Origin of the sequence: Escherichia sp. E4930, from assembly GCF_005845405.1 — a bacterium.
Lineage (GTDB): Bacteria > Pseudomonadota > Gammaproteobacteria > Enterobacterales > Enterobacteriaceae > Escherichia.
In genome coordinates, this window is sequence record NZ_VCDZ01000021.1 from 11,832 (window position 1) to 38,721 (window position 26,890).

5 protein-coding genes are annotated in these 26,890 nt (G+C 59.3%); all 5 read right to left on the minus strand.

The genetic code is table 11. The features are described from left to right. Positions 1–2 precede the first annotated feature (2 nt). Positions 3–410 (minus strand): Cu(I)-responsive transcriptional regulator, encoded by a 408-nt coding sequence (gene cueR / locus FFT88_RS20075; RefSeq protein WP_001026752.1) that lies wholly within the window; start codon positions 408–410, stop codon positions 3–5. Then, positions 407–1,582 carry an HlyD family type I secretion periplasmic adaptor subunit gene (locus FFT88_RS20080; RefSeq protein WP_130258561.1) on the minus strand — a complete coding sequence of 392 codons (1,176 nt, stop codon included), beginning with the start codon at positions 1,580–1,582 and terminating at the stop codon, positions 407–409. Before FFT88_RS20080 ends, cueR begins: the two co-directional genes overlap by 4 nt. Continuing rightward, positions 1,579–3,741: a type I secretion system permease/ATPase gene (locus FFT88_RS20085; protein WP_135403862.1), complete on the minus strand. Its 2,163-nt coding sequence runs from the start codon at positions 3,739–3,741 to the stop codon at positions 1,579–1,581. The genes FFT88_RS20080 and FFT88_RS20085 overlap by 4 nt, the downstream gene beginning before the upstream one ends. A 3-nt stretch (positions 3,742–3,744) precedes the next feature. Continuing rightward, a complete protein-coding gene (locus tag FFT88_RS20090) occupies positions 3,745–25,413 on the minus strand; it encodes an Ig-like domain-containing protein (protein WP_135403863.1) in 21,669 nt (7,222 codons plus the stop codon). A gap of 108 nt (positions 25,414–25,521) precedes the next feature. Further along, a complete protein-coding gene (locus tag FFT88_RS20095; protein WP_130215513.1) occupies positions 25,522–26,877 on the minus strand; it encodes a TolC family outer membrane protein in 1,356 nt (451 codons plus the stop codon). Between the last annotated feature and the right edge of the window lie 13 nt (positions 26,878–26,890).

Sequence of the window (26,890 nt, forward strand, 5' to 3'; positions counted from 1 at the left end):
TTTCACCCCGCCCGATGATGGCAGCAGCCGGAGAGATTTTCGATAATCGGGCAGTCGGCGCTGTCATCACCGGGGCAGGCATTCGCCAGCGCCAGTAGCTGGTTGCGCATGGATTGCAGTTCTTCGATATGCCGTTCGATCTCCGCCACCTTCTCCAGCGTGCGCCGTTTTACATCGGCGCTATGACGCTGCGGGTCGTTAAACAGATTCACCAGTTCGCCGCTCTCTTCCAGGTTAAAGCCCACCTGGCGCGCCTGGCGCAGTAAGGTCAGTTCGTTGAGATGCTGCTGCGTGTAGGTGCGATAACCGTTTTCGCTGCGCATCGGCGGCGTCACCAGCCCCTTCTCTTCATAGAAGCGAATGGCTTTGCTGGTCAGGCCGGTAATTTTTGCTACATCGCTAATGTTCATCGTTCGCGCAACGCCTCCTGTGCTTTGTTAAAGGGTTTCAACAGATAATCCAGCACGCTTTTTTTGCCGGTGCGGATATCGACCGTCGCCACCATACCGGGGAATATCGGAAACTGCTGTTTATGTTTATTTTCCAGATGGTTGCTGAAAGTGCGAATGTACACCCGATAGTAATAAACATCGCGCCGCACTTCATCCTGCACGGTGTCTGGTGATATCACTGCCACTTCCCCCGGCAGGCCGCCATAGATGGAGTAATCGTAAGCGGTTATTTTCACCAGTGATTTTTGCCCCGGATGGATAAACGCCACATCGCGCGGGGAGATTTTTGCCTCAATCAGCAGTTGCTCATCCAGCGGCACGATGGTCATCAGTTTACCACCGGGGGCAATGACGCCGCCAACCGTGGTGACATCAATATCCTGAACAATGCCACGAACTGGCGCAGTAAAGTTGAGCCTGGTGAGGGAGTCTTCCCGTCCACGGATCACCGAACGCTGAGTTTCCACTTCCGCATTGGCTTTCGCTAACTCTTCGCGCGCCTGAACGTAGTATTGCGTGCGCACGTCGCTAAGTTTGTTTTCCAGTTCATTGGCCTGGCGTTGCAGGCGCAGCACTTCGACGCTGCTCGCAGCCCCTTGTTTCACCAGCGGCTGGGTCATAGCCAGTTCACGGTTGACCAGGCTAATCCCCTGCGTCAGCCCGGTGGTGGCTTTGTTCAACCCGTCGCGGCGAGTGTTGTACAACGCCGTTTCCGACTCGATAAGTTCGGGGAATTTATTCAGTTCGTCGGGGAACACCAGCGGTTTATTGCTCACTTCTGCCCGCAGCCGCGCCGAGGTCGCCAGCGCCGCGTACAGCCGCGACATCGCTTCCTGGACGTCGGATTCCGTTTTGGTGCGGTTAAGCTGCGCCAGCGGCTGGCCCTGTTCGACAATATCGCCCACCTTGACGTCGAGATGATACAGAATTCCGCCTTCCAGCGACTGCACCACCTGTTCGCGCCCGGAGGGTTCTACCGTGCCGCTGCCGGTAGTGACTTCATCAAGCTGGAAATACCACGCCCAGCCGAGAAAACAGAGCAGCATGACGACGGTCACACGTACCGCCAGCGCCGAGCGCGGCAGGCGGGGTTCAGTCAGGCCACGGTTGTATTGCAGTTGTCCGTTCATGCAGCAGACCCCTTATTCTTCTCCTGCAACACCACCCGTCGCGCCGTGGGTTCGCCCTGTTCACGCAAAATGGCCTCTTTCGCGCCATCCATCACAATCCGCCCCTGATCCATCACGATAATGCGGTCCACCAGTTGCAGCATCGCCGTGCGGTGAGTGGCGATGACCAGCGTGCGATGTCCAATCCACTGTTTCAGTTGTTCGATTAAATGCGCTTCCGCCATTTCATCCAGCGAGGCGCTGGGTTCGTCAAGCAAGACAATATTGGGTTGAGAGATAAGTAGCCGCGCCAACAGCAGCGTTTGCCGCTGACCGCCAGAAAGGCCAAATCCCCCTTCCTGAATCATGTAGTTGAGGCCATTTTTCTGCTTCTGCACAAAGGGCAGCGCCCCGCTGAGGGTTAACGCGCGTTCGATATCTTCATCGCTGGCTTCCGGCATCCCCATTGTGAGGTTTTCCCGCAGCGAACCGAAGAACAGTCGCCCGGTCTGGCTGAGCAGCCCCATGTCGCGGCGCAGATCTGCCGGATCAAGCTGACCGATGCTGATGTTATCCAGCAGCACCTGCCCCTGCTGGGCGATACGCATTCCGGCGAGCATTTGCAGCAGCGTTGATTTACCCGCGCCGTTGCGCCCGAGAATGGCGATTTTCTCACCCGCCTGAATGTTGAGTTTGCCAATCGCCACATCGGCAATCTTCTCTTCTTCGTCGTAATAAAACACCGCGTTGCTGAACTGATAATTACCGTGCAGCACCGCTTTATGCACCAGTTTGCCGTGTTCCGGTTGATCCACCGGGCGCTTCATCAGTTCATCGAGGCCGTTACGCGCCACTTTCGCCTGCTGCCAGCGCGAGAGCACGCCGGATATCTGCGACAGCGGCGCGATGGTGCGCGAAGCCAGGATCGTCGTCCCGACCAGCGCACCGGTGGTCATGTCGCCGTTCATCACCATAAAGCAGCCCACCAACAGCACCACCACGTAGACGATGGACTGCACTTCCTGGGTCCAGGTGAGCAGCAGTCCGGTGAGAAAACGTTGCTTCATGCTGATGGACGAGGCCACATCGTTGGTGTGATTCCACTGATTCTGAAAACGCTGCTCGGCGCGCAACAGTTTAATGTCTTCAATCGACTGCACGGCTTCCACAAGCGTCGCGTTGCGTACCGCTGACTCGCGCATCCCTTCGTTCGCCAGCCGCGCCAGCGGGCGTTGAATCAGCAAACCGGGGATCACCAATAACGGCAGAGCCAGCAGAACCACCAACACCAGCCAGCCGCCAATCATCCACAAAATAAAGACAAACAGCAGGAAGAACGGCAGATCCGCCACCGCGCCGATGGTGGTGGAGGTGATAAGCTCCCGCACCGATTCCAGTTCGCGGATCTGCGAGATAAACGATCCGGTGGATTTCGAGCGCACGTTATTTTTCAGCCGTAATGCGTGACCAAACACGCGGTCCGAAATACGCAGATCCGCCCGTTTGCCAATCATATCCGAGAGGTGCGTGCGCACCATGCGCATACAGAACTCAAACAGGATCGCCATCATCACCCCGGCGAACAGTACCCACAGCGTCGGGTACGACTGCGCCGGAACGACGCGGTCGTAAACCTGCATCGAGAAAATCATCGCCGCCAGCGCCAGCACGTTCGCCACCAGTGAGGCCAGCATAATATCGCCGTAGCGCCGCCAGTCTTTTAACGAGAGATTCCAGAACCAGTTCGCCTGATACGGGCGAATATAGTCATCCACCCGCGCGTCGGGGATGGCACTGAGCGGGCGCAGCAGCGCCAGTTCGACGATTTTATCCTCAACATCCGCGACGTTAAGCGTGGTTTCCAGCCCTTCGTCACCGCTGAACTGAATGCTGATATTGTCGTGATTGTCGCGGCGGGTGATTACGCCAATCTGCTGATTATCAAACACCGCGATCAACGGCAGCCGCCACGGGTTAAGCGAATCGGCGGAGAACTCCACCAGCCGCAGCCCCATCCCCAGTTGCCGCGCCATGTCAGTGAGTAACTCCTCCCGCTTGCTGTCGCGCTCCCAGTTGACGGTTGCGCGCACGTTCTCCTGAGAAAAATCGAGGCGGTAATAGCGCGCCACGGCGATCATCGCCTCCAGCCAGGCTTCCACGGACTGGGCATTTTTTTTCATTATTTACACCACCATCAACTGATGATTCGCCAGCAATGTGGCGAGGTCGGTATGCACGCCCGTCAGCGTGACCACGTTAGTTGCCGCAAAAGTGCCGCCCGTGCCGTCGCGGTCGATCTGCACGATGGTGTCGCTGCCGCTCTGGGTGACTTTGACAAAATCACCGATGTTTCCAGCCTGCGCATCCAGCGTCGCCACGCCGTTGACGTAGCTGGCTTTGCCATTACCGGTATAGCCGCTGCCCTGTAACAGCTCGCGGATATCAATGCGATCGGTGTCGGCGGTGCCTTCCCATGTGCCTACCGTAAAGCCATTCACCACGTCCGAGCCGTTGCCGCCAGTGGCATCGCTGGCGTTGAGCAGTTTATAGAGCAAGGTGTCGTGACCGCCGTTGCCGATGTTGATGGTGTCGTTACCGCCGCGCCCTTCCAGTTGGTTATCGCCGCTGCTGCCCGTCAGAGTGTCGTTAAAGTTGGAGCCGGAAATGCCTTCAATATTGGTAAATGTCGAGGTGTTAAAGCCGGTCGCCTGGGCAGTGGTGGTGCTTAAGTTGGCGGTGATCCCCACTGTGGAGAGGCGGAAATCGACCACGTCCATCCCGCCGTTCGCCAGCCAGGTTCCGGTGCCGGAGCTGTACACCCAGCCGCCGGAACCGTCGTAGGTGTCGGTACCTGCGGTAGCGAAGAAGGTGTCGTTATAGCCGGTACCAACGAACTTACCGTTGTTGCTCGCCGTGCCTGCTTCGGCGCTGAGATCGTAAGCGTGGGTAGCATCGGTGGCATGTAAACCGCCCCAGGTGGTATTCACCGTCTGGTCGATATTGCTGGCAGTGGTGCCGGTGGATTTGATCAGCACCGCGTTGTAAGTTTCCCCGGCATTCAGTCCGTAGAAATTGACCAGCGCCGAGGTGTCGTTGACGCCCATCCCCGACTGCGGGTTGATGATTTGCGTGGCGACCAGCACTCCCGCCGAGTTGTAGAGTTTTACGGTATTACCGTAATAGACGTTAATGCCGTTGGGATCGGTGATACGCAGGTGCAGCGAGGTGCCGTAGCTCACCGTGTTGGTGTTACGGATGAGGAACACGCTGCCCGACTGTTTGGTCACCAGCACATCCACCGCGCCGTCCCAGTCGTAGTCCATTGCCGCCACGCCGCTGGTGATGCCGCTCTGGCTGCCGCCGAGGGTAGATTGTGTCCAGTTACTGGCATTACTGACGTTAGTATAGAGGTACGACTGCCCGGTCTGAGCAATACGCGCGATATCCATTAACCCGTCATGATCCCAGTCCACTGCCACGCTGAACTGGCTGGCATAGGTTGTACCCGTTGCCCCCACCGCCACCGGATTCCCCAACACGCCGTTGGTATTGAATAACAGCGAGCCGTAGTTAGCTCTTCCCTGGCTGGCGGGCAGGAAGAGGTCCATATCGCCGTCACCATCGAAATCTGCCCAGGTCATGGACACAGACGTCGAGTTGCCGCCGCTGCCTGCAACGCTGAGGAAGGTGTTGATGGTGTTCTGCCCCCAGACAAACGTGCCGTTGCCCTGGCTGATGAGTGAGGACAACGTGTAGTAGTTATTCAGGTTGAAGGTGTGCTGAACGAGGTCAATCCTGCCGTCATTATTAAGATCGACGCCGGAACCTTCGTTAAGGGAAAGATAGCCGTTCACTACCCCGCCGACCGTGGCGCTCCCTCCGTTGTTGGCGGTGGTGGAGTTACCTACCAGAGTGCCTGCGTTATTCCACAGGAAGGTATTAGAGTCCGGCCCGCCTGCGTCGCCAATCCAGAAATCGAGATAGCCGTCGCCCTCTTTATCAAACGCCACAATCGAGCCATACCACGTCAGCGTGCCGACGTTCACCTGAATGGCGCTGGAAAAGGTGCCATCGCCGTTGTTGGTAAAACCGTTGATATAGCCCGTGCCGTAGTCATCACGGGTAATAAACAGATCGCCCGTGCCGTTACGGTCATAATCGGCAATTGAACTGGTGGCGTAGTTGTTGCCGCTTTGCACCAGCGTCAGTGCGGTCTTCGACCAGGTGAGCGGATCGGTTGATTGCATAATTTGCTGGTTAGCCAGCACCGTCCACATCCCGTGGTTGTCCAGGCCATAGGTCAGCCCCCAGGCGGTCGTTTTATTGGCAGTTGTCCAGGCAGGTGTGTAATCAATTGCCGCGTTAACCGTCACCGTGCCATTGCTGACGTTAGCGGTATTGCCGTTGCCCGCCGAGCTTTTTACCTGCGCGGTCACGTTATAGGCGGTCGCGGACGCCGCCAGCACATCGGTATCCGGCAGTTGCACATACCAGGTATTGTGTGCCGGATCGACTACCACCGCACCGCCCGGCTGCGAGGTGTAGGTTTTGCCATTGATGACCACTTCAACATACTGCCCGCTGGCGAGCGCGGCAGTGATCACCCCGCTGATAATCGGCGTGGTATCGCGCGTGGTCTGGCTGGTGATTTGCGCCAGCGTGGTCGGAATAGAGGTATCGACCGTCAGAACAAAATCGCTGGAGGAGGTGATATTCCCTGCCAGATCCACTACCCGCGCGCTGTAGGTGTAGGCACCGCTGACCAGACCGCTGTCGCTGTAGGTCCAGTTCAGTGCGCCGACCATCGTCACCGCGCCTAACAGCAGACCGTTACGGTAGAGGTAAACCACTTCACCGCTGGCCAGCGGGCCGGAGAGCACGCCGTTCAGCAACGGCGTGGTGTCGTCGGTGGCCTGCGAACTGCTTAACGTCCCCTGTCGCTGCCCGACATCATCGGTATACGACACAATAGTCGGCGTGGCGGTGGGGTTAATCGTATCGACCACCACCGTTTTCGACACCACCGGGCCGGTATTCCCCGCCAGATCCAGCACCCGCACCTGATAAACATAGCTGCCGTCGGTCAACGTGCGGCTGTCGGTGTAAGTCCACTGCGTGCCGTTGGTAGTGAGCGTGGTCCAGGTCGCACCGCCATCAAGGCTAATCTGCGCCACTTCGCCGCTGGCAAGCCCCACCCCCAGCGAACCGGTTAGCGTGAGCGTGGTGTCACTGGTGATAAAGTCGGTGGACGAACTCCCCGTATCGGTGCTGATGCTGGCGATGGTGAGCACCTGCGCCGGGTTAACGGTATCGATCAGCACCGACTGGCTGCTGGTTGCGCCAACGTTGCCCGCCAGATCGACCACCCGCACCTGCCAGGTGGTGGTGCCGTTGGTGAGGGTTCGTCCGTCAACGTAACTCCAGTTCAGGCCGTCTGCCGCCAGCGTTACATTCACCCAGGTTGCACCGTTATCGGTACTGATTTGCGCGAACTCATTAGCGCCGAGCGCCGCGCCCAGTACGCCGCGCACGGTCAGCGAGGTGTCGCTGGTAATAAAATCGCTGCTGCTGGCTCCGGTGTCATCGCTGATGCCGGTAATGGAGATGCTTTTCGCCGCTTCCGGGCTGGTGGTATCGACCACCACGTTTTGCGTCGCCGTCTGCCCGACGTTCCCCGCCAGATCCACCACCCGCACCGTGTAGTTCCAGGTGCCGTCGGTCAGTGTGCGACCATCGGCATAACTCCAGCTGGTGCCGATAACGGTTAAGGTGGTCCAGGTAATCCCGCCGTCGAGGCTGATTTGCGCCCGTTCATCAGCAGCCAGCGCCGCACCGAGCGTACCGCGCACGGTCAGCGTGGTGTCGCGAGTAACAAAATCGCTGCTGCTTAACCCGGTGTCATCGCTGATGCCCGCAATGGCGATGGTTTTGCTCGCCAGCGGCGCGGTGGTGTCCACGGTGACTATCTGGCTGGCGGTCGCGCCGATATTTCCGGCGGTGTCGATCACCCGTACCTGATAGTTGTAGTTGCCGTCGCTCAGCGTGCGCCCGTCAAGCCAGGTCCAGGTTAAGCCGCTTACAGAAAGATTCTGCCAGGTAGTGCCGCCATCAATACTGATTTGCGCGAACTCACCGGCAGAAAGCGCCGCGCCCAGCGTGCCGCTTACCGCAAGCGTCGTGTCGCTGGTGACAAAATCATTAGTGATCAATCCGGTATCAGTGGTGATCGCGCTGATGGCGATGGTTTTCACCGCTGGATCTGGCGCGATGGTGTCGATCACCACGTTCTGGCTGTCGGTCGCGCCAACGTTGCCCGCCGCATCAATCACCCGCACCTGATAGAGATAGTTGCCATCGGTCAGCGTGCGGCTGTCGTTATAGCGCCAGGTCGTGCCGGTAACGGTAAGCGTGGTCCAGGTTACGCCGCCGTCGATACTGATTTGCGCCGTCTCGTTACTGGCAAGCGCGGCGGTGAGCGAGCCGTTGACCACCACCGGGCTGACGCTAGTGATAAAGTCGCTGGCGCTAAGGCCAGTGTCGGCTTGCAGGGAATCGATATTAATACCCATCGCCGGGGCGCTGAGATCGACGGTAATGGTGTGATTGCTGCTGCCGGTATTGCCGATAGAGTTGCTCACCGAGGCGTTAATCACGTAGGCATTGCCGTCTGCCAGCGCGGTGACATCGGCGCTACCGAGGGTGTAGCTCCAGCTACCGCCCGTCTGCACCGTGGTGGTATAGGTTTTGCCGTTTAAGGTCAGAGTCAGCGTCTGACCAACTGGCGCGGTGGTAGTGCCGCTGATCACCAGCGACGAGCCGTGTTCCGCTACATTCACCACATCGTCGCCCGCAAAGGTGTTGATGGTGACGGTTGGCACATCGCCGTTCAACGTCACGCCACGGCTGGCGCTACCGGGGTTTCCGGCCTGATCGCTGACCGTCGCGCTGATGGTGTAGCTGCCGTCGCTTAATCCGGAAAACTGCTGCGCCGGAATAAACACCGACCAGCTTCCGCCGCTGCCAACCGTTGCAGTCCAGGTTTGCCCGTTAAAGGTGACGGTCACCATCTGGCCCACTTCGGCGGTGGTGGTGCCGCTGATGGTCTGCCCGGCAAGCTGCTCGGCGTTGTTGATAATATCGTCACCCGCCACGGTGGCGATGGTGACCGTTGGCGCAACGGTATCGACGGTCAGGGCGTGCGTGGTTTGACCGGGGTTACCGGCGCGATCGTTCACGCTGGCGGTGATGGTCTGCGCGCCCTGCCCGAGCGATGCCAGATCCGCCGCAGGCACGTTAAGCGCCCAGGTGCCATTGGCGGCAACCGTGGTGGTGTAGGTTTTGCCGCCAAAGGTGACGGTGACCGTCTGCCCCACTTCCGCGCTGGTCGAGCCGTTAAGGGTTAACGGCTGCTGTTGTTCGGCGGCGTTGAGTCTGTCGTCCGTCGAAACGGTGTTAATGCTGATAATCGGCGCAGTGAGATCCACCGCCACACTGCGCGAAGCCGTAGCGCTGTTTCCGGCGCTGTCCTGCGCGGAGGCGCTAACCGTGTAGCTGGTGCCATCCGCCAGTGCCGCGACGTCCGCCGCCGGCACATTCACGCTCCAGCTCCCGTTGCTTTGAATGGTAGCGCTGTAGCCTTTGCCGTTAAGCAACACGGTCACCACTGTACCTACGGCAAAGTTCGTTCCGGTGCCGCTCAGGGTCAGCGCACTGCCCGCTTCGGCGGCGTTAATAATATTATCGCCGCTGATGGTGCTGACCGAGAGCGACACTGCCGCCGTGTTCACCTGCACATTGTGCGTCTGCGTGCTGCTGTTGCCTGCGCTATCGGTGATAGTGGCGCTGATGGTCACCGTGCCGTCCGCAAGGCCGGAAATCACGCTGGCAGGCACGCCGACGCTCCAGTTACCGCTGGCATCGGTGCTGGTGACATACTGCTGCCCGGCGATGGTCACCACCAGGCGGTCGCCCGCGCCCGCGCCCGTGGCGGTGCCGCTGATAATCTGCGCCTGAGTGTGTTCGACGTTGTTAATCACATCATCGCCCGCCACGGTGTTAAAACTGATGACGGGCGCGGTGGTATCGACGGTCACGCCTTTGCTGGCGCTGCCAGGGTTACCCGCCAAATCGCTGACCGTGGCGGTGAGCGTGTAGCCGTTATTGGCAAGTGCGGTTAAGTCGCTGGCAGGCAGCGTTAAGCTCCAGCTACCGTCTGCCTGCACCGTGGTCTGGTAGTTGCTGCCGTTGAGCGTGACGGTGAGCGTTTGCCCCGTTTCCGCCGTGCTGGTGCCGGACACCGTTACGCCCGCCGCCGCTTCGCTGGCGTTGACGATGTTATCGCTGGCAATGGTGTTGATGGTCACCGTTGGCGCGGCGCTATCGACGCTGTATTCGTGCGTTGCCGTAGCGCTGTTGCCGTTAACGTTAGTCACCCGCACCTGGGCGCTGGCATCGCCGTCACGCAACGTCGCCATATCCGCAGCCGGAACGGTAGTGCTCCAGCTACCGTTTGCCGCCACCGTGGTGGTGTAGGTTTTGCCACCAAAGGTAATGGAAACGGTTTGCCCCGCTTCGACGCCGGATGTGCTGCCGGAGAGCGTTAGCGCCGCGCCTTTTTCGGCGGCGTTTATCACATCATCGCTGGTGATGCTGTTCATGCTGATGGCGACGGCGGTGAGATCAACCGTGACCGGATGGGTAATGCTGGTTTGCGTTCCGGCACTGTTCGCGCCGCTAACGGTAATATTCAGCGTTCCCGCAGGCCAGTTGCTGACATCCGCAGCCGGAACGCCGACGCTCCAGGTGCCGTTTGCCAGCACCGTGGCGGCGTAAGTTTGGTTATTAATCACCACCGTCAATGCCGTCCCTGCCGCAAAGCCGGAACTGCTGCCAGTAATCACCTGCGCCTGACCGTGCTCGATGATATTGACCACATCATCGCCCGCGACGGTATCGACTCGCAGACCTGGCAGACTGGCATCGATGGTGATATCGCGCGTGCCGCTACCGGTGTTGCCAACGGCGTTGGTGACCGAGGCGTTAACGGTTAACTCACCGTTACCCAGCGCCTGCCAGTCGGCTGAGGGGACACTCACGCTCCAGCTTAAATCTGGCTGGACGGTGGCGCTGTAGGTTTTGCCGCCCAGCGCAACGGTGACGGTGCTGCCCGCCGCCGCACCGGTTACCTGACCGCTGATGGTTTGTGCGCTGCCTGCTTCGGCGGCATTGATAATATCGTCCGTCGCCACCGGATTAATGGTCACACCCGGCAGCGCGGTATTGACCTGCACGTTATGGCTGGCGGTGCTGCTGTTACCCTGGGCGTTGGTGACGCTCGCCGTGACGCTATATGTCGCTTCGCCCAGCGCACTGACCGCCGAGGCGGGAACGGTAACGCTCCAGTTGCCGGAGGCGTCGGTGGTGGCGCTGTAGTTTTGTCCGTTCAGGGTGACGGTGATCGCCGTGCCCGCAGGCTGATCGCTGGTGCCGGAAAGCGCCAGATCGGATCCTTTTTCCGTCGCGTTGATTACATCATCGCCCGCGATGGTGTTGATGCTAATCACTGGCGCGGTGAGGCTGACGGTCACGGTGCGGCTGGCGTCATCGCTGTTGCCTGCCCGATCGCTGACGCTGGCGGTGATCGTCTGCGCACCGCTACCGAGTGCCGTAACATCCGCCGCCGGGACGCCGACGCTCCAGTTGCCGGAGGCATCCAGGGTGGTGGTGTAGGTTTTGCCATTGAGCACGACGCTCACCACATCGCCCGCTTCCCCGCCCGTGCTGGTGCCGGAAATCACCAGCGCCTGCCCGTGTTCGGCGTCGTTGATGATGTCATCGCCCGCCACGGTGTTAATGGTGAGAACCGGCGCGGTGGTGTCTACCGCCAGATTATGGCTGGCGCTGCCGGGGTTGCCCGCTTTGTCGTTGACCGTGGCGCTGACGGTGTAATTGCTTGCGGTTAGCGCGCCTAAGGCTGAAGTGGGAATACTGACGCTCCAGCTGCCATCCGTCTGTACATTGCCGGTGTAGGTTGCGCCATTAAGGGTGACGGTGACCGTCTGCCCGGTTTCGGCGGTGCTGGTGCCGCTGAGGGTAAGCGGGCTTCCGGCTTCTGTGGCGTTAAGGATGTCATCGCTGGCGATGGTGTTTATGGTGAGCGTCGGTGCGCTGGCATCGACGCTGTACGCATGGGTCGCCGAGGCACTGTTACCGCTCGCGCTGCTGACGCTGGCCTGCACGTTCGCCGCGCCGTCTGGCAGAGTTGCCAGATCTGCCGCCGGAACCGTTACGCTCCAGCTTCCGTTGGCGGCGACGCTTGCGGTGTAGGTTTTGCCGCCAAAGGTGACGGTAACGGTTTGCCCGCTTTCAATCCCGCTGGTGCTGCCAGAAAGGGTCAGGTCGGTGCCTTTTTCGGCGGCGTTAATCACGTCGTCGCTGGCAACGGTGTTGATGCTGATTGCCACCGCCGTTAAATCGACGGTGAACGGATGGCTGACGCTGACCGGGTTTCCGGCGCTGCTCTGTCCTGCCACGTCAACGGTTAACGGCCCCGCAGGCCAGGCGCTGACGTTTGCCGCCGGAATGCCGACACTCCAGCTCCCGTCTGCCTGTACCGTGGCGGCATAGGCCACACCGTTAATGGTGACCGTCAGCGCTGCGCCTGCATTCAGGCCGCTACTGCCGCCGGTGATCACCAGCGCCTGCCCGTGTTCGATACTGTTGACGATATCATCGCCCGCTACCGTATCCACGCGCAGCCCCGGCAGGTTGGCATCAATGGTGATATCCCGCGTACCGCTGCCCGTATTGCCATTCGCGTTGGTGACCGAGGCGGTAATGGTCAAATCACCATTGCCCAGCGCCTGGAGATCGGCTGCCGGAACGCTGATACTCCAGCTTAAGTTGCCCTGTACCGTGGTGGTGTAAGTGTTGCCGCCCAGCGTCACGGTGACCGTATCGCCAGCGGCGGCGCGGGTCACTACCCCGCTGATGGTTTGATCGGCCCCCGCTTCAGCGGCGTTGATAATATCGTCACCCGCCACAGTATTGATGGTGACGCCCGGCAGGCCGCTGTCGACCAGTAAATTCGCCTGGCTACTGGCGGTGTTGCCTGCCGGACTGGTGGCGCTGGCGCTGACCGTATAGTTAGCCTGGCCTAGAGCCGCCAGATCACTCACCGGAACGGTTAAGGTCCAGTTGCCTGCTGCGTCGGTGGTGGCGCTGTAGTTATGACCGTTGAGCGTGACGGTAACCTGTGCGCCTGTCGCCAGCCCCGTACTGCTACCGCTAATGGTCAACGGCTGGCCTTTTTCATCGGCGTTCAGGACGTTATCGCCGCTGATGGCGTTAAAGGTAATTGACGGCAGGCCAGTATTGACCGTCACCTGATGCGTGGCGCTGCCGCTGTTTCCGGCGGCATCGGTGACGCTGGCGTTAATGGTCACCGTGCCGTTCGCCAGTGCCGAGACGACGCTTGCCGGGACACCGACGCTCCAGTTACCGCTGGCATCCAGCACGGTGGTGAAAGTGCTACTGCCAATAGTCACCGTCACAGTGCTACCGGTTGCCGCGCCAGTAGCGGAGCCACTGATAATCTGCGCCTGGGCGTGTTCCGTCGCGTTGATCACATCATCGCCAGCCACCGTGTTGATGGTGACGACCGGAACGGAAGTATCCACCGTCAGGTTGTGGTTAACGGAGGCCGGGTTTCCGGCCTTGTCGCTCACCGCCGCGCTGACGGTGTAGTTGCTGGCGGTCAGGGCGCTTAACGCTGCTGGCGGCACGCTGACGCTCCAGCTACCGTCTGTTTGCACCGTGCCAGTATAGTTTGCGCCATTGAGCGTAACGGTCACCGTCTGCCCCGCTTCCGCCGTGCTGCTGCCAGTGATGGTCAGCGCCGCTCCGGCTTCGGCGGCGTTAAGAATGTCGTTGCCCGCGATGGTGTTGATGGTCACCGTTGGCGCGCTGGCATCGACGCTGTAAGCGTGGGTCGTGGTGGCGCTGTTGCCGTTAACATTGCTGACGCTGGCCTGCGCGCTGGCATCACCATCACGCAGGGCTGCCATATCTGCCGCCGGAACCGTGGTGCTCCACGAACCATTCGCCGCGACGCTTGCAGTGTAGGTTTTGCCGCCAAAGGTCACGGTGACCGTTTGTCCGGCTTCGACACCAGAAGTGCTGCCGGAGAGCGTTAACGCCGCGCCTTTTTCAGCGGCGTTAATCACATCATCGGCGGTAATGGCGTTGATGCTGACGGCAATCGCCGAGAGATCGACAGTCACCGGATGCGTAACGCTGACCGGGTTTCCGGCGGTGGTGTTGCCGCTCGCCGTAATTGTGACCGTCCCCGCAGGCCAGGCGCTGACATCCACCGCCGGAACGCCGACGCTCCATGAGCCATCCGCCAGCACCGCCGCAACATAGGTTTGTCCGTTAATGGTCAGCGTGACGTTGCTACCCGCCGCCAGGCCGGAACTGCTGCCGGTAATCACCAGCGCCTGCCCGTGCTCGATAATGTTGACCACATCATCGCCAGCGACAGTATCGACCCGCAGACCGGGAAGATTCGCGTCGATGGTAATTTCCCGCGCGCCATTTCCGGTATTGCCTACGCTGTTCGTCACCGAAGCCGAAATGGTCAGTTCGCCGTTGCCCAATGCCTGTAAAGCGGCTGCCGGAACATTAATACTCCAGCTTAAATTCGCCTGCACCGTGGCGGTGTAAGTCGCTCCGCCGAGCGTGACGGTTACCGTGTCGCCTGCCGCCGCGCCTGTGACCTGACCGCTGATGGTCTGGCCCGCGCCCGCTTCGGCAACGTTAATAATATCGTCCGTCGCCACAACGTTAATGGTGACGCCCGGCAGCGCGGTATTGACCTGCACATTATGGCTGGCAGAACCGCTGTTGCCATCAACATCGGTTGCGGCGGCGGTCACCGTGTAAGTGGCTTCACCGAGCGTTCCAACCGCAGACGCCGGAACGGTCACGCTCCAGTTACCGGAAGCATCGGCTGTGGTGGTGTAATTTTGCCCGTTGAGCGTCACGGTTACCTGCGTGCCCGCAGGCTGGTTGCTGCTGCCGGAAATCGCCAGATCCGCGCCTTTCTCCGTGGCGTTGATGATGTCGTCGACGGCGATGGTGTTAATGCCGAGTACCGGAGCGCCGAGCGCCACGCTGACGGTGTGCGAGGCTGTGCCTCTGTTGCCTGCGGAGTCGGTGACCGTGGCGGTAATGGTCACATCACCCTGCGCCAGTGCGGAAATCACGCTGGCAGGCACGCCGATACTCCAGTTGCCGTTGGCGTCCAGCACGGTGGTGTAGGTGGTCGTGCCAATCGTCACGGAAACCGTGTTACCGGTGGTCGCGCCCGTTGCCGAGCCGCTGATAATCTGCGCCTGAGCATGTTCCGTGGCGTTGATGATGTCATCGCCCGCCACCGTGTTAATGGTGACGACTGGGGCAACGAGATCTACCGTCAGATTATGCGTTGCCGAGGCCGGATTTCCGGCTTTGTCGCTGACCGCCGCGCTCACCGTATAGGGGCTGGCGGTGAGGTTGGCTAAATCGCCAGTTGGTACGCTGACGCTCCAGCTACCGTCAGCCTGTACGTTCCCGCTGTAACTGACGCCGTTTAGCGTCACGGTCACCGTCTGCCCGGCTTCTGCCGTACTGGTGCCGCTGATGGTCAGCGCCGTTCCGGCTTCAGCGGCATTAAGAATATCGTCCGAGGCGATGGTGTTGATAGTAACGGATGGCGCGGTGGCATCAACGCTGTAAGCATGTGTTGCCTGGGCGATGTTGCCAGCTACGTTGCTGACGCTGGCTTGTACGTTTGTTGCGCCGTCTGGCAAGGTTGCGAGATCGGCGGCTGGGATCGTCAGCCCCCAGGTATTATCCGCGGCGACCGTGGTGGTGTAGCTTTTACCACCGAAAATAACGGTAATAGTCTGCCCCGCTTCCACGCCGGAGGTAGTGCCGGAGAGCTGCAAATCGCTGCCTTTTTCGGCGGCGTTAATGACATCGTCAGTGGAGAGTGTATTGATGGTAATCGCCACGGCAGCAAGATCGACCGTGACCGGATGGCTAATGCTGGTTGTGGTTCCGGCGGTATTGGTGCCAGAGACGGCGATATTGACCGTCCCCGCAGGCCAGTTTGTGACATCCGCTGCCGGAACTCCCACGCTCCAGGTGCCATCGGCAAGTACCGTTGCGCCATAGGTAACGTTGTTGATGACTACCGTCAACGCCGCGCCCGCCGCCAATCCGGTGCTGCTACCGGTGACCACCAGTGCCTGCCCATGCTCGATAATATTGACCACATCATCGCCTGCCACGGTATCGACCCGCAGACCTGGCAGATTGGCGTCTATCACGATGTCGTGTGTTGTGGTGCCAGTATTACCCACGCCATTAGTCACCGAGGCGCTGATGGTCAGTTCACCGTTGCCCAGCGCCTGCAAAACGTTCGCAGGCACGCTGACGCTCCAGCTTAAATCTGGCTGCACGGTGGCGGTGTATTGATTACCGCCGAGCGTGATAGTGACCGTATCCCCTGCTGCTGCCGTCCCCGTAACCTGACCGCTGATGGTCTGGTTAACGGCAATTTCAGCGGCGTTGATAATGTCATCACCTGCTACGGTGTTAATGATTACCCCAGGCAGGAGCGATTCGACATTCACCGTATGGGTGGTACTGCCGCTGTTGCCCGCGCTGTCGGTGGCGCTGGCGCTAATCTGGTACACCGCCTCGCCCAATGCGCCGACTGCCGAAGCAGGCACGGTAACGCTCCAGTTGCCGGAACCGTCGGTGGTGGCGCTGTACGCCAGGCCGTTCAACATCACGGTGACCGTGGTGCCTGTCGCCAGACCGCTGGAGCCGCCGCTGATGGTCAGATCCTGGGTTTTCTCGGTATTGTTAATGATGTCATCGCCGGAGACGATATTGATGGTCAGCGTCGGGCCACTGAGATCAACGGTCACATCGTGAGTCGTGCTGTCGCTGTTGCCCGCGCGATCGATCAGGCTGGCGGTGATGGTCTGGCTACCGGTTGCCAGCGCCGTGACATCCGCCGCCGGAATACCCACGCTCCAGTTACCGGAGGCGTCCAGCGTGGTGGTGTAGTTTTTACCGTTCAGGTTAACCGTGACCACATCGCCCGCCGCCGCGCCCGTACTGGTGCCGCTCACCACCAGCGCCTGACCGTGTTCGATGGCGTTGATAATGTCATCGCCCGAAACGGTGTTTATGGTGAGATCCGGCGCGGTGACATCCACTGCCAGCGCGTGGTCGGCGCTTGCCGGGTTACCTGCTTTGTCGCTTACCGTGGCGGTCACGGTATAGCTACTGGCGGTTAATCCGCTTAAATCCGTTGCCGGAACATTCACGCTCCAGGTGCCATCGGCCTGAACGGTGGTCTGGTACGTGTTGTTATTGAGCGTAACGGTCAGCGTCTGCCCGGCCTGCGCCGTGGTGGTGCCGCTGATGGTGATCCCCGCGCCCGCTTCGCTCACGTTGAGAATATCGTCGCTGGCGATGGTGTTGATGGTCACAAGCGGCGCGGTGGCATCGACGCTGTATGCGCGATCGGCCTGGGCGTTATTGCCGTTAATGTTGCTGACGCTTGCCTGCACGTTGCCCGCGCCGTCTGGCAACGCAGCGAGATCGGCAGGCGGTACATTTACCGTCCAGCTACCGTTGGCTTCCACGGTGGTGGTGTAATTTTTACCGCCCAAGGTGACGGTCACCGTCTGCCCGGCTTCAACACCGCTGGTGCTGCCGCTTACCACCAGCGTTTCGCCTTTTTCGACGGCGTTGATCACATCATCGCCGGACAGGGTGTTAATGGTGATGGCAACCCCAGCCAGATCGACGGTAACCGGATGAGTTATGGTGGAGGTTGTTCCGGCGCTGTTGGTGCCGCTTACCGTGATATCCACCGTACCCGCAGGCCAGTTGCTGACGTCTGCCGCCGGAACACCGAGGTTCCATGTGCCGTCGGCTAACACCGTCGCGGCGTAAGTCACATTATTGATAACGACCGTTAACGCCGTTCCCACCGTTAATCCGTTGCTGCTCCCGGTGATCACCAGCGCCTGATTGTGCTCAATGCTGTTAATAACATCATCGCCCGCTACGGTATCGACACGCAGACCAGGCAGATTGGCGTCGATAGTGATATCTCGCGAGCCGCTGCCGGTATTGCCGACGCCATTGGTAACCGAGGCGTTAACCGTCAGAGAACCGTTGCCCAGCGCCTGAATATCCGCCGCCGGAACGTCCACGCTCCAGCTTAAATTAGCCTGCACCGTGGCGGTGTAGGTGTTGCCGCCCAACGTAACGGTGACCGTATCTCCCTGCGCCGCACCCGTGACCTGGCCGCTGATGGTTTGCGCGTTTCCGGATTCAGCAGCGTTAATAATATCGTCGGTCGCCACCGCGTTAATGGTGACGGCAGGCAAGGCGCTGTTGACCAGCACGTTATGGCTGGCGGAATTGCTGTTGCCTGCCGTGTCGGTGACGTTTGCGGTTACCGTGTAGTTAGCTTCACCCAGCGCGCTAACCGCTGAGGCTGGCACCGTGGTGCTCCAGTTGCCGGAGGAATCGGTGGTAGCGGTGTAATTTTGCCCGTTCAGCGTCACTGTAATTGTGGTGCCTGCGGGCTGATTACTGGTGCCGGTGATTTGCAGATCCGCGCCTTTTTCCGTGGCGTTAATCACGTTATCCGTGGCAATAGTATTGATACCAATGGTTGGCGCGGTGAGATTTACGGTGACCGTGCGGCTGGCATCATCGCTGTTGCCTGCCGCGTCGGTAATGGTCGCGGTGATGGTTTGCGGGCCGCTGCCCAGCGCGGTGACATCTGACAGCGGAACGCCGACGCTCCAGTTGCCGGAAGCGTCCAGCGTGGTGGTGTAGGTTTTACTGTTTAACGTGACGGTGATGACATCGCCTGCTTCGCCGCCAGTGCTGGAACCGGAGATCACCAGCGCCTGCCCGTGTTCGGCGGCGTTAATAATGTCATCGCCGGAGACGGTGTTGATGGTCAGCACCGGAACAGTGAGATCCACCGCCAGACCGTGAGTTGCGGACGCCGGGTTACCCGCTTTGTCGTTTACCGAGGCGCTGACCGTGTACGGGCTGGCGGTCAGATTGCTGAGATCCGCCGTCGGTACGCTGACGCTCCAGCTTCCGTCAGCCTGGACGGTGCCGCTGTAAGTCACGCCATTAAGCGTGACGGTTACCGTCTGCCCCACTTCGGCGGTGCTGCTGCCGCTGATGGTTAACGGATTGCCCGCCTCGGCGGCGTTAAGAATATCGTCGGTGGCGATGGTGTTAATGGCAAGCGTCGGGGCTGTGGCATCGACGCTATAGTCGTGCGTCGCCGAAGCCGTGTTGCCGTTAATATTGCTGACGCTGGCCTGTACCGTGGCGTCGCCGTCGCGTAACGCGCTGAGATCGGCGGCGGGTACGGTGGTTGTCCAGCTACCATCGCCCGCTACGGTGGCGGTGTAGGTTTTACCGCCAAAGGTGACGGTGACCGTTTGCCCCGCTTCAACGCCGGAAGTGCTGCCGGAAAGGGTTAAATCTGCCCCTTTTTCGGCGGCGTTAATCACATCGTCGCCGGAAACGGCGTTAATGGAAATAGCCACCGCCGCCAGATCGACGGTGACCGGATGGGTGATAGTGACCGGGTTTCCGGCGCTACTGGCGCCTGAAACCATGATATTCACCGTCCCCGCAGGCCAGTTGCCCACATCTGCCGCCGGAACACCAACGCTCCACGTGCCATCGGCTAATACTGTCGCAGCGTAAGTGACCGTGTTTATCACCACCGTCAGCGCCGCGCCCGTCGCCAGCCCGCTGCTGCTACCGGTTATCACCAGCGCCTGAGCGTGCTCAATGCTATTGACCACATCATCGCCCGCCACGGTATTGACGCGCAGACCTGGCAGGTTGGCGTCTATCACAATATCGCGCGAACCGCTGCCAGTATTACCAACGCCGTTGGTCACCGAAGCGTTAACCGTCAGATCGCCATTGCCGATGGCCTGAATATCCGCTGCCGGAACGTCCACGCTCCAGCTTAAATTCCCCTGCACGGTAGCGGTGTAGGTTTTCCCGCCTAGCGTCACGGTAACCGTATCGCCCGCCGCCGCGCCCGTCACCTGACCGCTGATGGTCTGCGCCACGCCCGATTCCGCCGCGTTGATAATATCGTCAGTCGCTACCGGATTAATGGTGACGCCCGGCAGCGCGGTATTCACCTGCACGTTATGGCTGGCGGAATTGCTGTTGCCTGCGCTGTCGGTGACGTTCGCCGTCACCGTGTAGCTGGCTTCGCCCAGCGCACCGACGGCGGAGGCTGGCACCGTGGTGCTCCAGTTGCCTGCGGCGTCCGTCGTGGCGGAGTAATTTTGTCCGTTAAGCGTCAGCGTAATTGTGGTGCCTGCGGGCTGATTGCTGGTGCCGGAAATTTGCAGGTCCGCGCCTTTTTCGGTGGCGTTAATCACGTCATCGGTGGCGATGGTGTTGATGCCAATGGTTGGCGCGCTAAGGTTAACGGTGACCGTGTGCGTCTCGTTATCGCTGTTGCCTGCCGCATCAGTCACCGTGGCGGTAACAGTTTGCGGGCCGCTGCCCAGCGCCGAGACATCCGCCGCCGGAACGCCGACGCTCCAGTTGCCGGAGGCATCCAGCGTGGTGGTGTAAGTTTTATTGTTTAGCGTGACGCTGACGACATCTCCCGCTTCTCCGCCTGTGCTGGAACCGGAAATCACCAGCGCCTGCCCGTGTTCGGCGGCGTTAATAATGTCATCGCCCGCAATGGTGTTGATGGTGAGTACCGGAACGGTGAGATCCACCGCCAGATTATGCGTGGTGCTCGCCGGGTTGCCCGCTTTGTCATTGACCGTCGCGGTCAGGGTGTGGCTGCCATCGGTCAATGCCGCAAGATCTGCCGCCGGAATATTAATACTCCAGCTGCCATCGGCCTGTACCGTTGCCTGATACGTCTGCACGGTCGGGCTATTGAGCGTTATCGTAACAATCTGCCCCGCTTCAGCGGTGGTGCTGCCGCTCACCGTCACGCCCGCATCAGCTTCGCTGGCGTTGACGATATTGTCGCTGGCGACGGTATTGATAATGATGGTTGGCGCGCTGCTGTCGACGCTGTAGCTATGCACCGCCGAGGCGCTATTGCCGTTGATATTGCTGACGCTGGCCTGCGCGGAGGCGCTGCCATCGGTTAATGACGCCAGATCGGCGGCGGGAACGGTGGCGGTCCAGCTACCATCGCTCGCCACGGTAGCGGTGTAGTTTTTACCGCCAAAGGTGACGGTGACCGTTTGCCCGGCTTCTACATTCGTGGTGGTGCCGGAAAGCGTTAAATCAGCGCCTTTTTCTGCGGCGTTAATCACATCGTCCGTGGCGATAGTGTTGATGGTGATAGCCACCGGAGTGAGATCCACCGTTACCGGATGCGTAATGCTTATCGGATTTCCGGCGCTACTTTCCCCGGACACGGCAATATTAACCGTCCCCGCAGGCCAGGCGCTAACCTGCGCCGCCGTAACGCCCACACTCCAGCTGCCATCGGCCTGCACCGCAGTGGTGTATTCCACATTATTAATTGTGACGGTAAGCGGCGTGCCTTCTGCCAGCCCCGAGCTGCTGCCGGTGACAACCAGCGCCTGCCCGTGTTCGATGATATTGACCACATCATCGCCCGCCACCGTATCGACCCGCAGACCGGGCAGATTAGCGTCGATGGTGATATCCCGCGTGCCGCTACCGGTATTGCCGTTTTGATTGGTGACCGAGGCGCTCACCGTCAAATCGCCATTACCCAGCGCCTGAATATCTGCCGCCGGAACGCTCACGCTCCAGCTTAAATTGGCCTGCACGGTGGTGGTGTAAGTATTACCGCCCAGCGTAATCGTTACCGTGTCGCCAACGGCGGCTCCAGTAACCTGCCCGCTGATGGTTTGCGCTACGCCCGCTTCGGCGGCGTTAATAATATCGTCGGTTGCCACCGGGTTAATGGTCACACCGGGCAACGCGCTGTCGACCAGCACGTTATGGCTGGCGGTGGCGCTGTTGCCGATACCGCTGGTCACCGCCGCCGTTACCGTATAGTTGGCCTGGCCCAGGGCGGTGACCGCCGATGCCGGAACCGTCACGCTCCAGTTGCCTGAGGCGTCGGTCGTGGTGGTGTAATTTTGCCCGTTCAGCGTCACGGTGATGGCGGTATTGGCTGGCTGATCGCTGGTGCCGGTAATTTGAACATCGGCCCCTTTTTCGCTGGCGTTAATCACATCATCACCAGCAATGGTGTTAATACCAATCACCGGCGCGGCGGTATCGACCGTGACGGTCAGTGACTGGCTGCCCGTGTTTCCGGCACGATCGGTTACTGAGACGCTGACAGGATAACTGCCGTCCGCCAGCCCACTGACCACCGAGGCCGGAACGCCCAGACTCCAGTTGCCGGAAGCATCCACCACCGTGGTGTAATTCACATTATTCAGCGTCACGGTGACGATATCGCCAGCCTGTGCACCAGTAACCGTGCCGCTGATGATTTGCGCCTGGGTATGTTCCGGGGTGTTAATGACGTTATCTGTCGCCACCGGATTAATGGTCACCACCGGCGGCGTGGCATCGACCAGCGCCACGCGTGAGACACTGGTCGGGTTACCGGCGATATCGTTCACGCTGGCGGTGACCGTGGCGTTGCCGTCAGCCAGTGCGTCAACGTTGGCGGCGGGAACGGTCACGCTCCAGGTGCCGTCTGGCTGCACGACGCCCTGATACGTTTGCCCATTCAACGTAACGGTCACCGTCTGCCCCGGCTGGGCGTCGGTGGTGCCAGTGATTTGCAAATTCTGCCCGCTTTCGGCGGCGTTGATGATGTTATCGGCGGTCAGCGGATCGATGCTCAACGCCGGGGCCTGGCTGTCGACGGTAATGGTTCGGGAGGTGTCGCCAGTGTTACCGCTGATGTTGGTGACGGTCGCGGTGATTTCCGCTGCGCCATCAGGCAAGCTACTCACCGTGCTGGCGGGGACGGTCAGGCTCCAGGAACCGTCATTCTGAACAGTGGTCGTCAGGGTTTGCCCGGCAAATTTCACGACTACCGTTTGCCCGGCCTCTACTCCTTGAGTAGTGCCGGTCAGCGTCAGCGGCGCGCCTTTTTCTGCGGCATTAATAATGTCATCGCCGGAGACGGTATTGATAACAATCGCCACGCTACCCGCATCAACCAGCACATTATGGTTGATAGAAACCGGGTTACCTGCCGGATCTTCCGCACTGGCGGTAACAATAACCGTGCCCGCAGCGAGCGCCTGCAAGTCCGCAGCTGGAACACCCACCTGCCAGTTGCCGTTGCTGTCGGTCACGCCCTGATAGCTTTCGTTGCCGAGTGTTACCGTCACGGTAGTGCCCGCAGGTAAATGGCTACTGCTGCCAGAAATGACCAAATCCTGCTGCTGTTCGAGAGCGTTAATAACGTCATCGCCGGAGACAGTATTGATACGCAGTCCCGGCAGCGTGGCGCTGATGGTGATATCACGCTCACCATTACCAGTGTTGCCATGCCCGTTCGTCACAGAAGCATTTATCGTTAACGCCCCATCGCCCAGCGCCTGTAAATCCGCCGTCGGTACGTTCACGCTCCAGGTAAGGTTGCTGCCCACCGTCGCCGTGTAGGTATGACCGCCCAGTTCAATAGTGACGGTATCGCCCTGCACCGCACCCACGACGCGCCCACTGAGGGTTTGATCTGCCGCTGCTTCAGCGTTGTTAACAATGTTGTCGCCTGCAAAGGTGTTGATGATCACCTGCGGCAGCACCGTATCGACCAGCAAATTGCTCTGCGCGGTGCCGGTGTTGCCGGTCACATCGGTGGCGCTGGCGGTAACGGTGTAATTGGTGTTTGCCAGATTCAGGACATCGCTCACCGGAACATTCAGCGACCAGACGCCGCCGCTGACCTGAGCGCTATACGTGACATTATTCAACGTCACGTTAACCGTGCCGCCGTCAGGTAAATTGCTGGTGCCACTTAACGTGAGCGGCTGCTGAGATTCCAGCGCATTCAGTACGTTATCACCGCTGATAGTATCTATTGCCACCTGCGGCGCGACGCCTGCCAGCGTGATGTTATGGGTCGCTGTACCGGTATTTCCAGCGGCATCAGTAACCGTGACGATGATGTCATTAGGGCCACGCGCCAGAGTACGGGTTACCGCCGGATCAAGCGCTACGTTCCAGCTGCCGTCTGCCTGTACCACGCCTGTCAGAACTGTGGCTCCTAACTTCACGGTGACGATATCCCCCGGAGAAGCCCCACTGACCTGACCGGAAATAATCTGCGCCACAATCTGTTCAGCGGTGTTAAGAATATCGTCGCCAGCGATGGTGTTAACGCTGACCACTGGCGCAGTGGTGTCTACCGTGAAATTCGCATTGTTACTGGTGGTATTTCCTGCCCGGTCACTGACGCTGGCATTTACGGCGTAGTTGCCATCGGCCAGCGCCTGCACTTCTGCGGCAGGCAGCGTCACTTGCCAGGTTCCGTCGCTACCGACGGTTGCTGTGTGGGTGACGCCGTTCAGGTTCAGGGTTACGGTTTGCCCCGCTTCGGCATTCGATGTACCGCTTAACACCAGCGCGGCGTTATGTTCCGCGGCACTGACAATGTTGTCCTGGGCGATGGTGTTGATAGCAAGTGTCGGCGGTTGGGTATCGACCGTTAACAGTTGCGCGCCAGTGACCGTATTGCCCGTGGCATCTTTCCCACTGACCAGCACCGCCTGATTCCCTTCGCCTAACGCTTGCGCATCGGCGGTCGGCACTTGTACGCTCCAGGCACCGTTAGCCCCAACGGTGGTGGTGTAGGTTTTGCCGTTTAGCGTGACGGTGAGTTCTGTTCCCTGTGCCAGATGGCTACTGGTGCCAGAAAGCGTAAATCCAGCGGCCTGTTCGCTGGCGTTAATAATGTTATCGCCTGCGGTGGTGGCGAGCTGTACGGCGGCCTGACTATTGTCGATGGTTAACGTTATCGACCCGGCGTTGGTAATGGTGCTGCCGACGATTTGCACCACTGACCAGGTATGCTCGCCCGCGCTTTGCGTGGGCAAATCGACGCTCCAGCGTCCATCGCTACCGACCTGAGTACTGGCGATGGTGTCACCATTGCTGTCTTTAATCTGAATGGTTGCCCCCGCCTGCCCGCTGCCGCTAAAGGTTGGCGTAGTGTCATCGGTGGTATCGTTGGCGGAAAGAATACCGCGTTGATCGCCCTGATTATCGGTTACCAAAAACGATGGCGTGGCGTTGCCGGGTTCGGCTGGCGGTGGATTGTTAACCACTTCAGTTTTTGAGCCATCATCGCCACCGCTTGCCAGTAAAGCGCCAAGCGCGCCGCCACCTACCGCCGCCCCCGCCAGCCATCCCCACGGGAAAGCCGTCGTCTGACCGACAATATCGAGGTACGGCGCAATGCTTTCAATTGCGGTGGTCTGAGCGGTCAGCTCCACAGGCGCTAATCCACCTGCCGCGGTATCGGCAAATGTTACGTGGGTCAGTTGTTGACCATCGGCAAACACCAGTTCGGATTGTTCGCTGGTATTTGCCGCTTGCAGGAAATAACCGTTGCAGCGGATCACCGTGCCGTCCTGCATATAGATCAACAAGTCATTTCCGTCACGAACATAACGCGCAACGGCAGATGCCTGAGCATGAACCTGCACCACAGAGGGCTCATAAATGACAACCGTAACGTCGCCAGGATTGATCAGCGTTTGTTTGACGGATGTTTTTCGCGAAATAACATCAATAATCAGGCTCATAATGGCATTCCTGATAAATGGCGCACATCCTTAGCGAGTCCATTTATCTAAATAAGACAAAGGTAATCACTCAACAACGATGCATACCTGATATTAATAATGGCAGGATTATTTCAAGTCGGGTAAGTCGTTGTATAAGCCCTGTTTAATTCCCGCTAATGGAATAAGGTTATTAACCGCAGCGGCATAATTCACTGCGGCGACCCAGCCATCATAATTGGCATTTATTTCAGCCGATTGCGCCTGAAAGACATCTTGCTCGACGGTTAATAGATCATTCAGGCTGCGTTTACCCAATTTATATTCATTTTGGTACACATCTCTCGTTTTGTGCGCACTTTCAGATTGCGCTAACCCAGCCTCTTCACGACCCCGTGCGCCAGTCCAGTTGGCATACGCCACCGACGCTCGTTGAAGCACGTCCAGTTTTGCCTGCTCAACCTGCGAGGCAGAGATTTTTTGTTGCCCTTCGGCCTGTTGCACCTGGGCTGAAACCGCGCCGCCCTGATACAGCGGCGCGTTGACGTTCAGTTGTAACTGATCATCCCAATACGAGCGGTCGCTGGTCTGGTAGCGCGTTTTGCCGCCCTGAATACTGAGCGTAGGCCAGTATTGCGATTTGGTTTTTTCCACGCCGTACTGGGCAGACTGGCGTAAGTTTTCTGCCGCCAGTACCAGCGGGATGGACTGATAGTCGATATTTTTTAGCGACACGGGCTGTTCGGCTAATGCGGCTGGCGGCGAAGCTATCGCCTCCGGCTGTACGCCTGTGAGCACCGCCAGCTGTGCTTTGGCGCTTGTCATCTGTGCCTGATATTGTTCCAGCGTCGAGCGCATTCCCGCTATACGCGTTTGCGCCTGTAACTCATCGGATGATGAATTAAGCCCGGCGTTGGCGCGTAGTGCAGCCATGTTGTAGACGTTTTCCAGAGAGTGAATGTTACGTTGCGCTGCGTCGCACAAAGCCTGATAACGACTGACTTCCATATAGGTCGTCGCCGTCTTTTCGGCTACGTCGGTTAAGGTTGCCATCAATTTAAAGCGGTAGCTGTCACGAGCAGCAGTTTGCAGTTTGATATCGTTACTGGTTTTACCAAAGTCATACACCAGCTGCGTCAGGGTTATGCCATAAGAAACGTTGTTATCCAGCCTGCCGCTGGAGTCCGTTTGCCGGGAAGGCCCCGCATTACCCGTTAAACCGATGTGCGGATACCAGGCGCTTTTGGCTTCATCGATTTGCGCTTCACCAATACCTATCTGCGCCGCCTGTTGGGTGACGTCGGGGTTTCGCGCAAAGGCACGCAATATGCTTTCCTGTAACGATAAACTGGCAACCGGCGTAACCGCAGGGGCATTCGCCCATTGCGGTAATGGCGCAGCAAGCGCGTCTCCACCCATCACAATAAAACTGATTAAAAATATCAGACCTTTATTTTTACGGTTTTTTAATTGTAATCGCGCCATAGATAAGTCACTT

Bases quoted from the DNA above. Each gene is read 5' to 3' on its own strand.
- cueR (WP_001026752.1), bottom strand. From the start codon at position 410: ATGAACATTAGCGATGTAGCAAAAATTACCGGCCTGACCAGCAAAGCC.
- FFT88_RS20080 (WP_130258561.1), bottom strand. From the start codon at position 1,582: ATGAACGGACAACTGCAATACAACCGTGGCCTGACTGAACCCCGCCTG.
- FFT88_RS20085 (WP_135403862.1), bottom strand. From the start codon at position 3,741: ATGAAAAAAAATGCCCAGTCCGTGGAAGCCTGGCTGGAGGCGATGATC.
- FFT88_RS20090 (WP_135403863.1), bottom strand. From the start codon at position 25,413: ATGAGCCTGATTATTGATGTTATTTCGCGAAAAACATCCGTCAAACAA.
- FFT88_RS20095 (WP_130215513.1), bottom strand. From the start codon at position 26,877: ATGGCGCGATTACAATTAAAAAACCGTAAAAATAAAGGTCTGATATTT.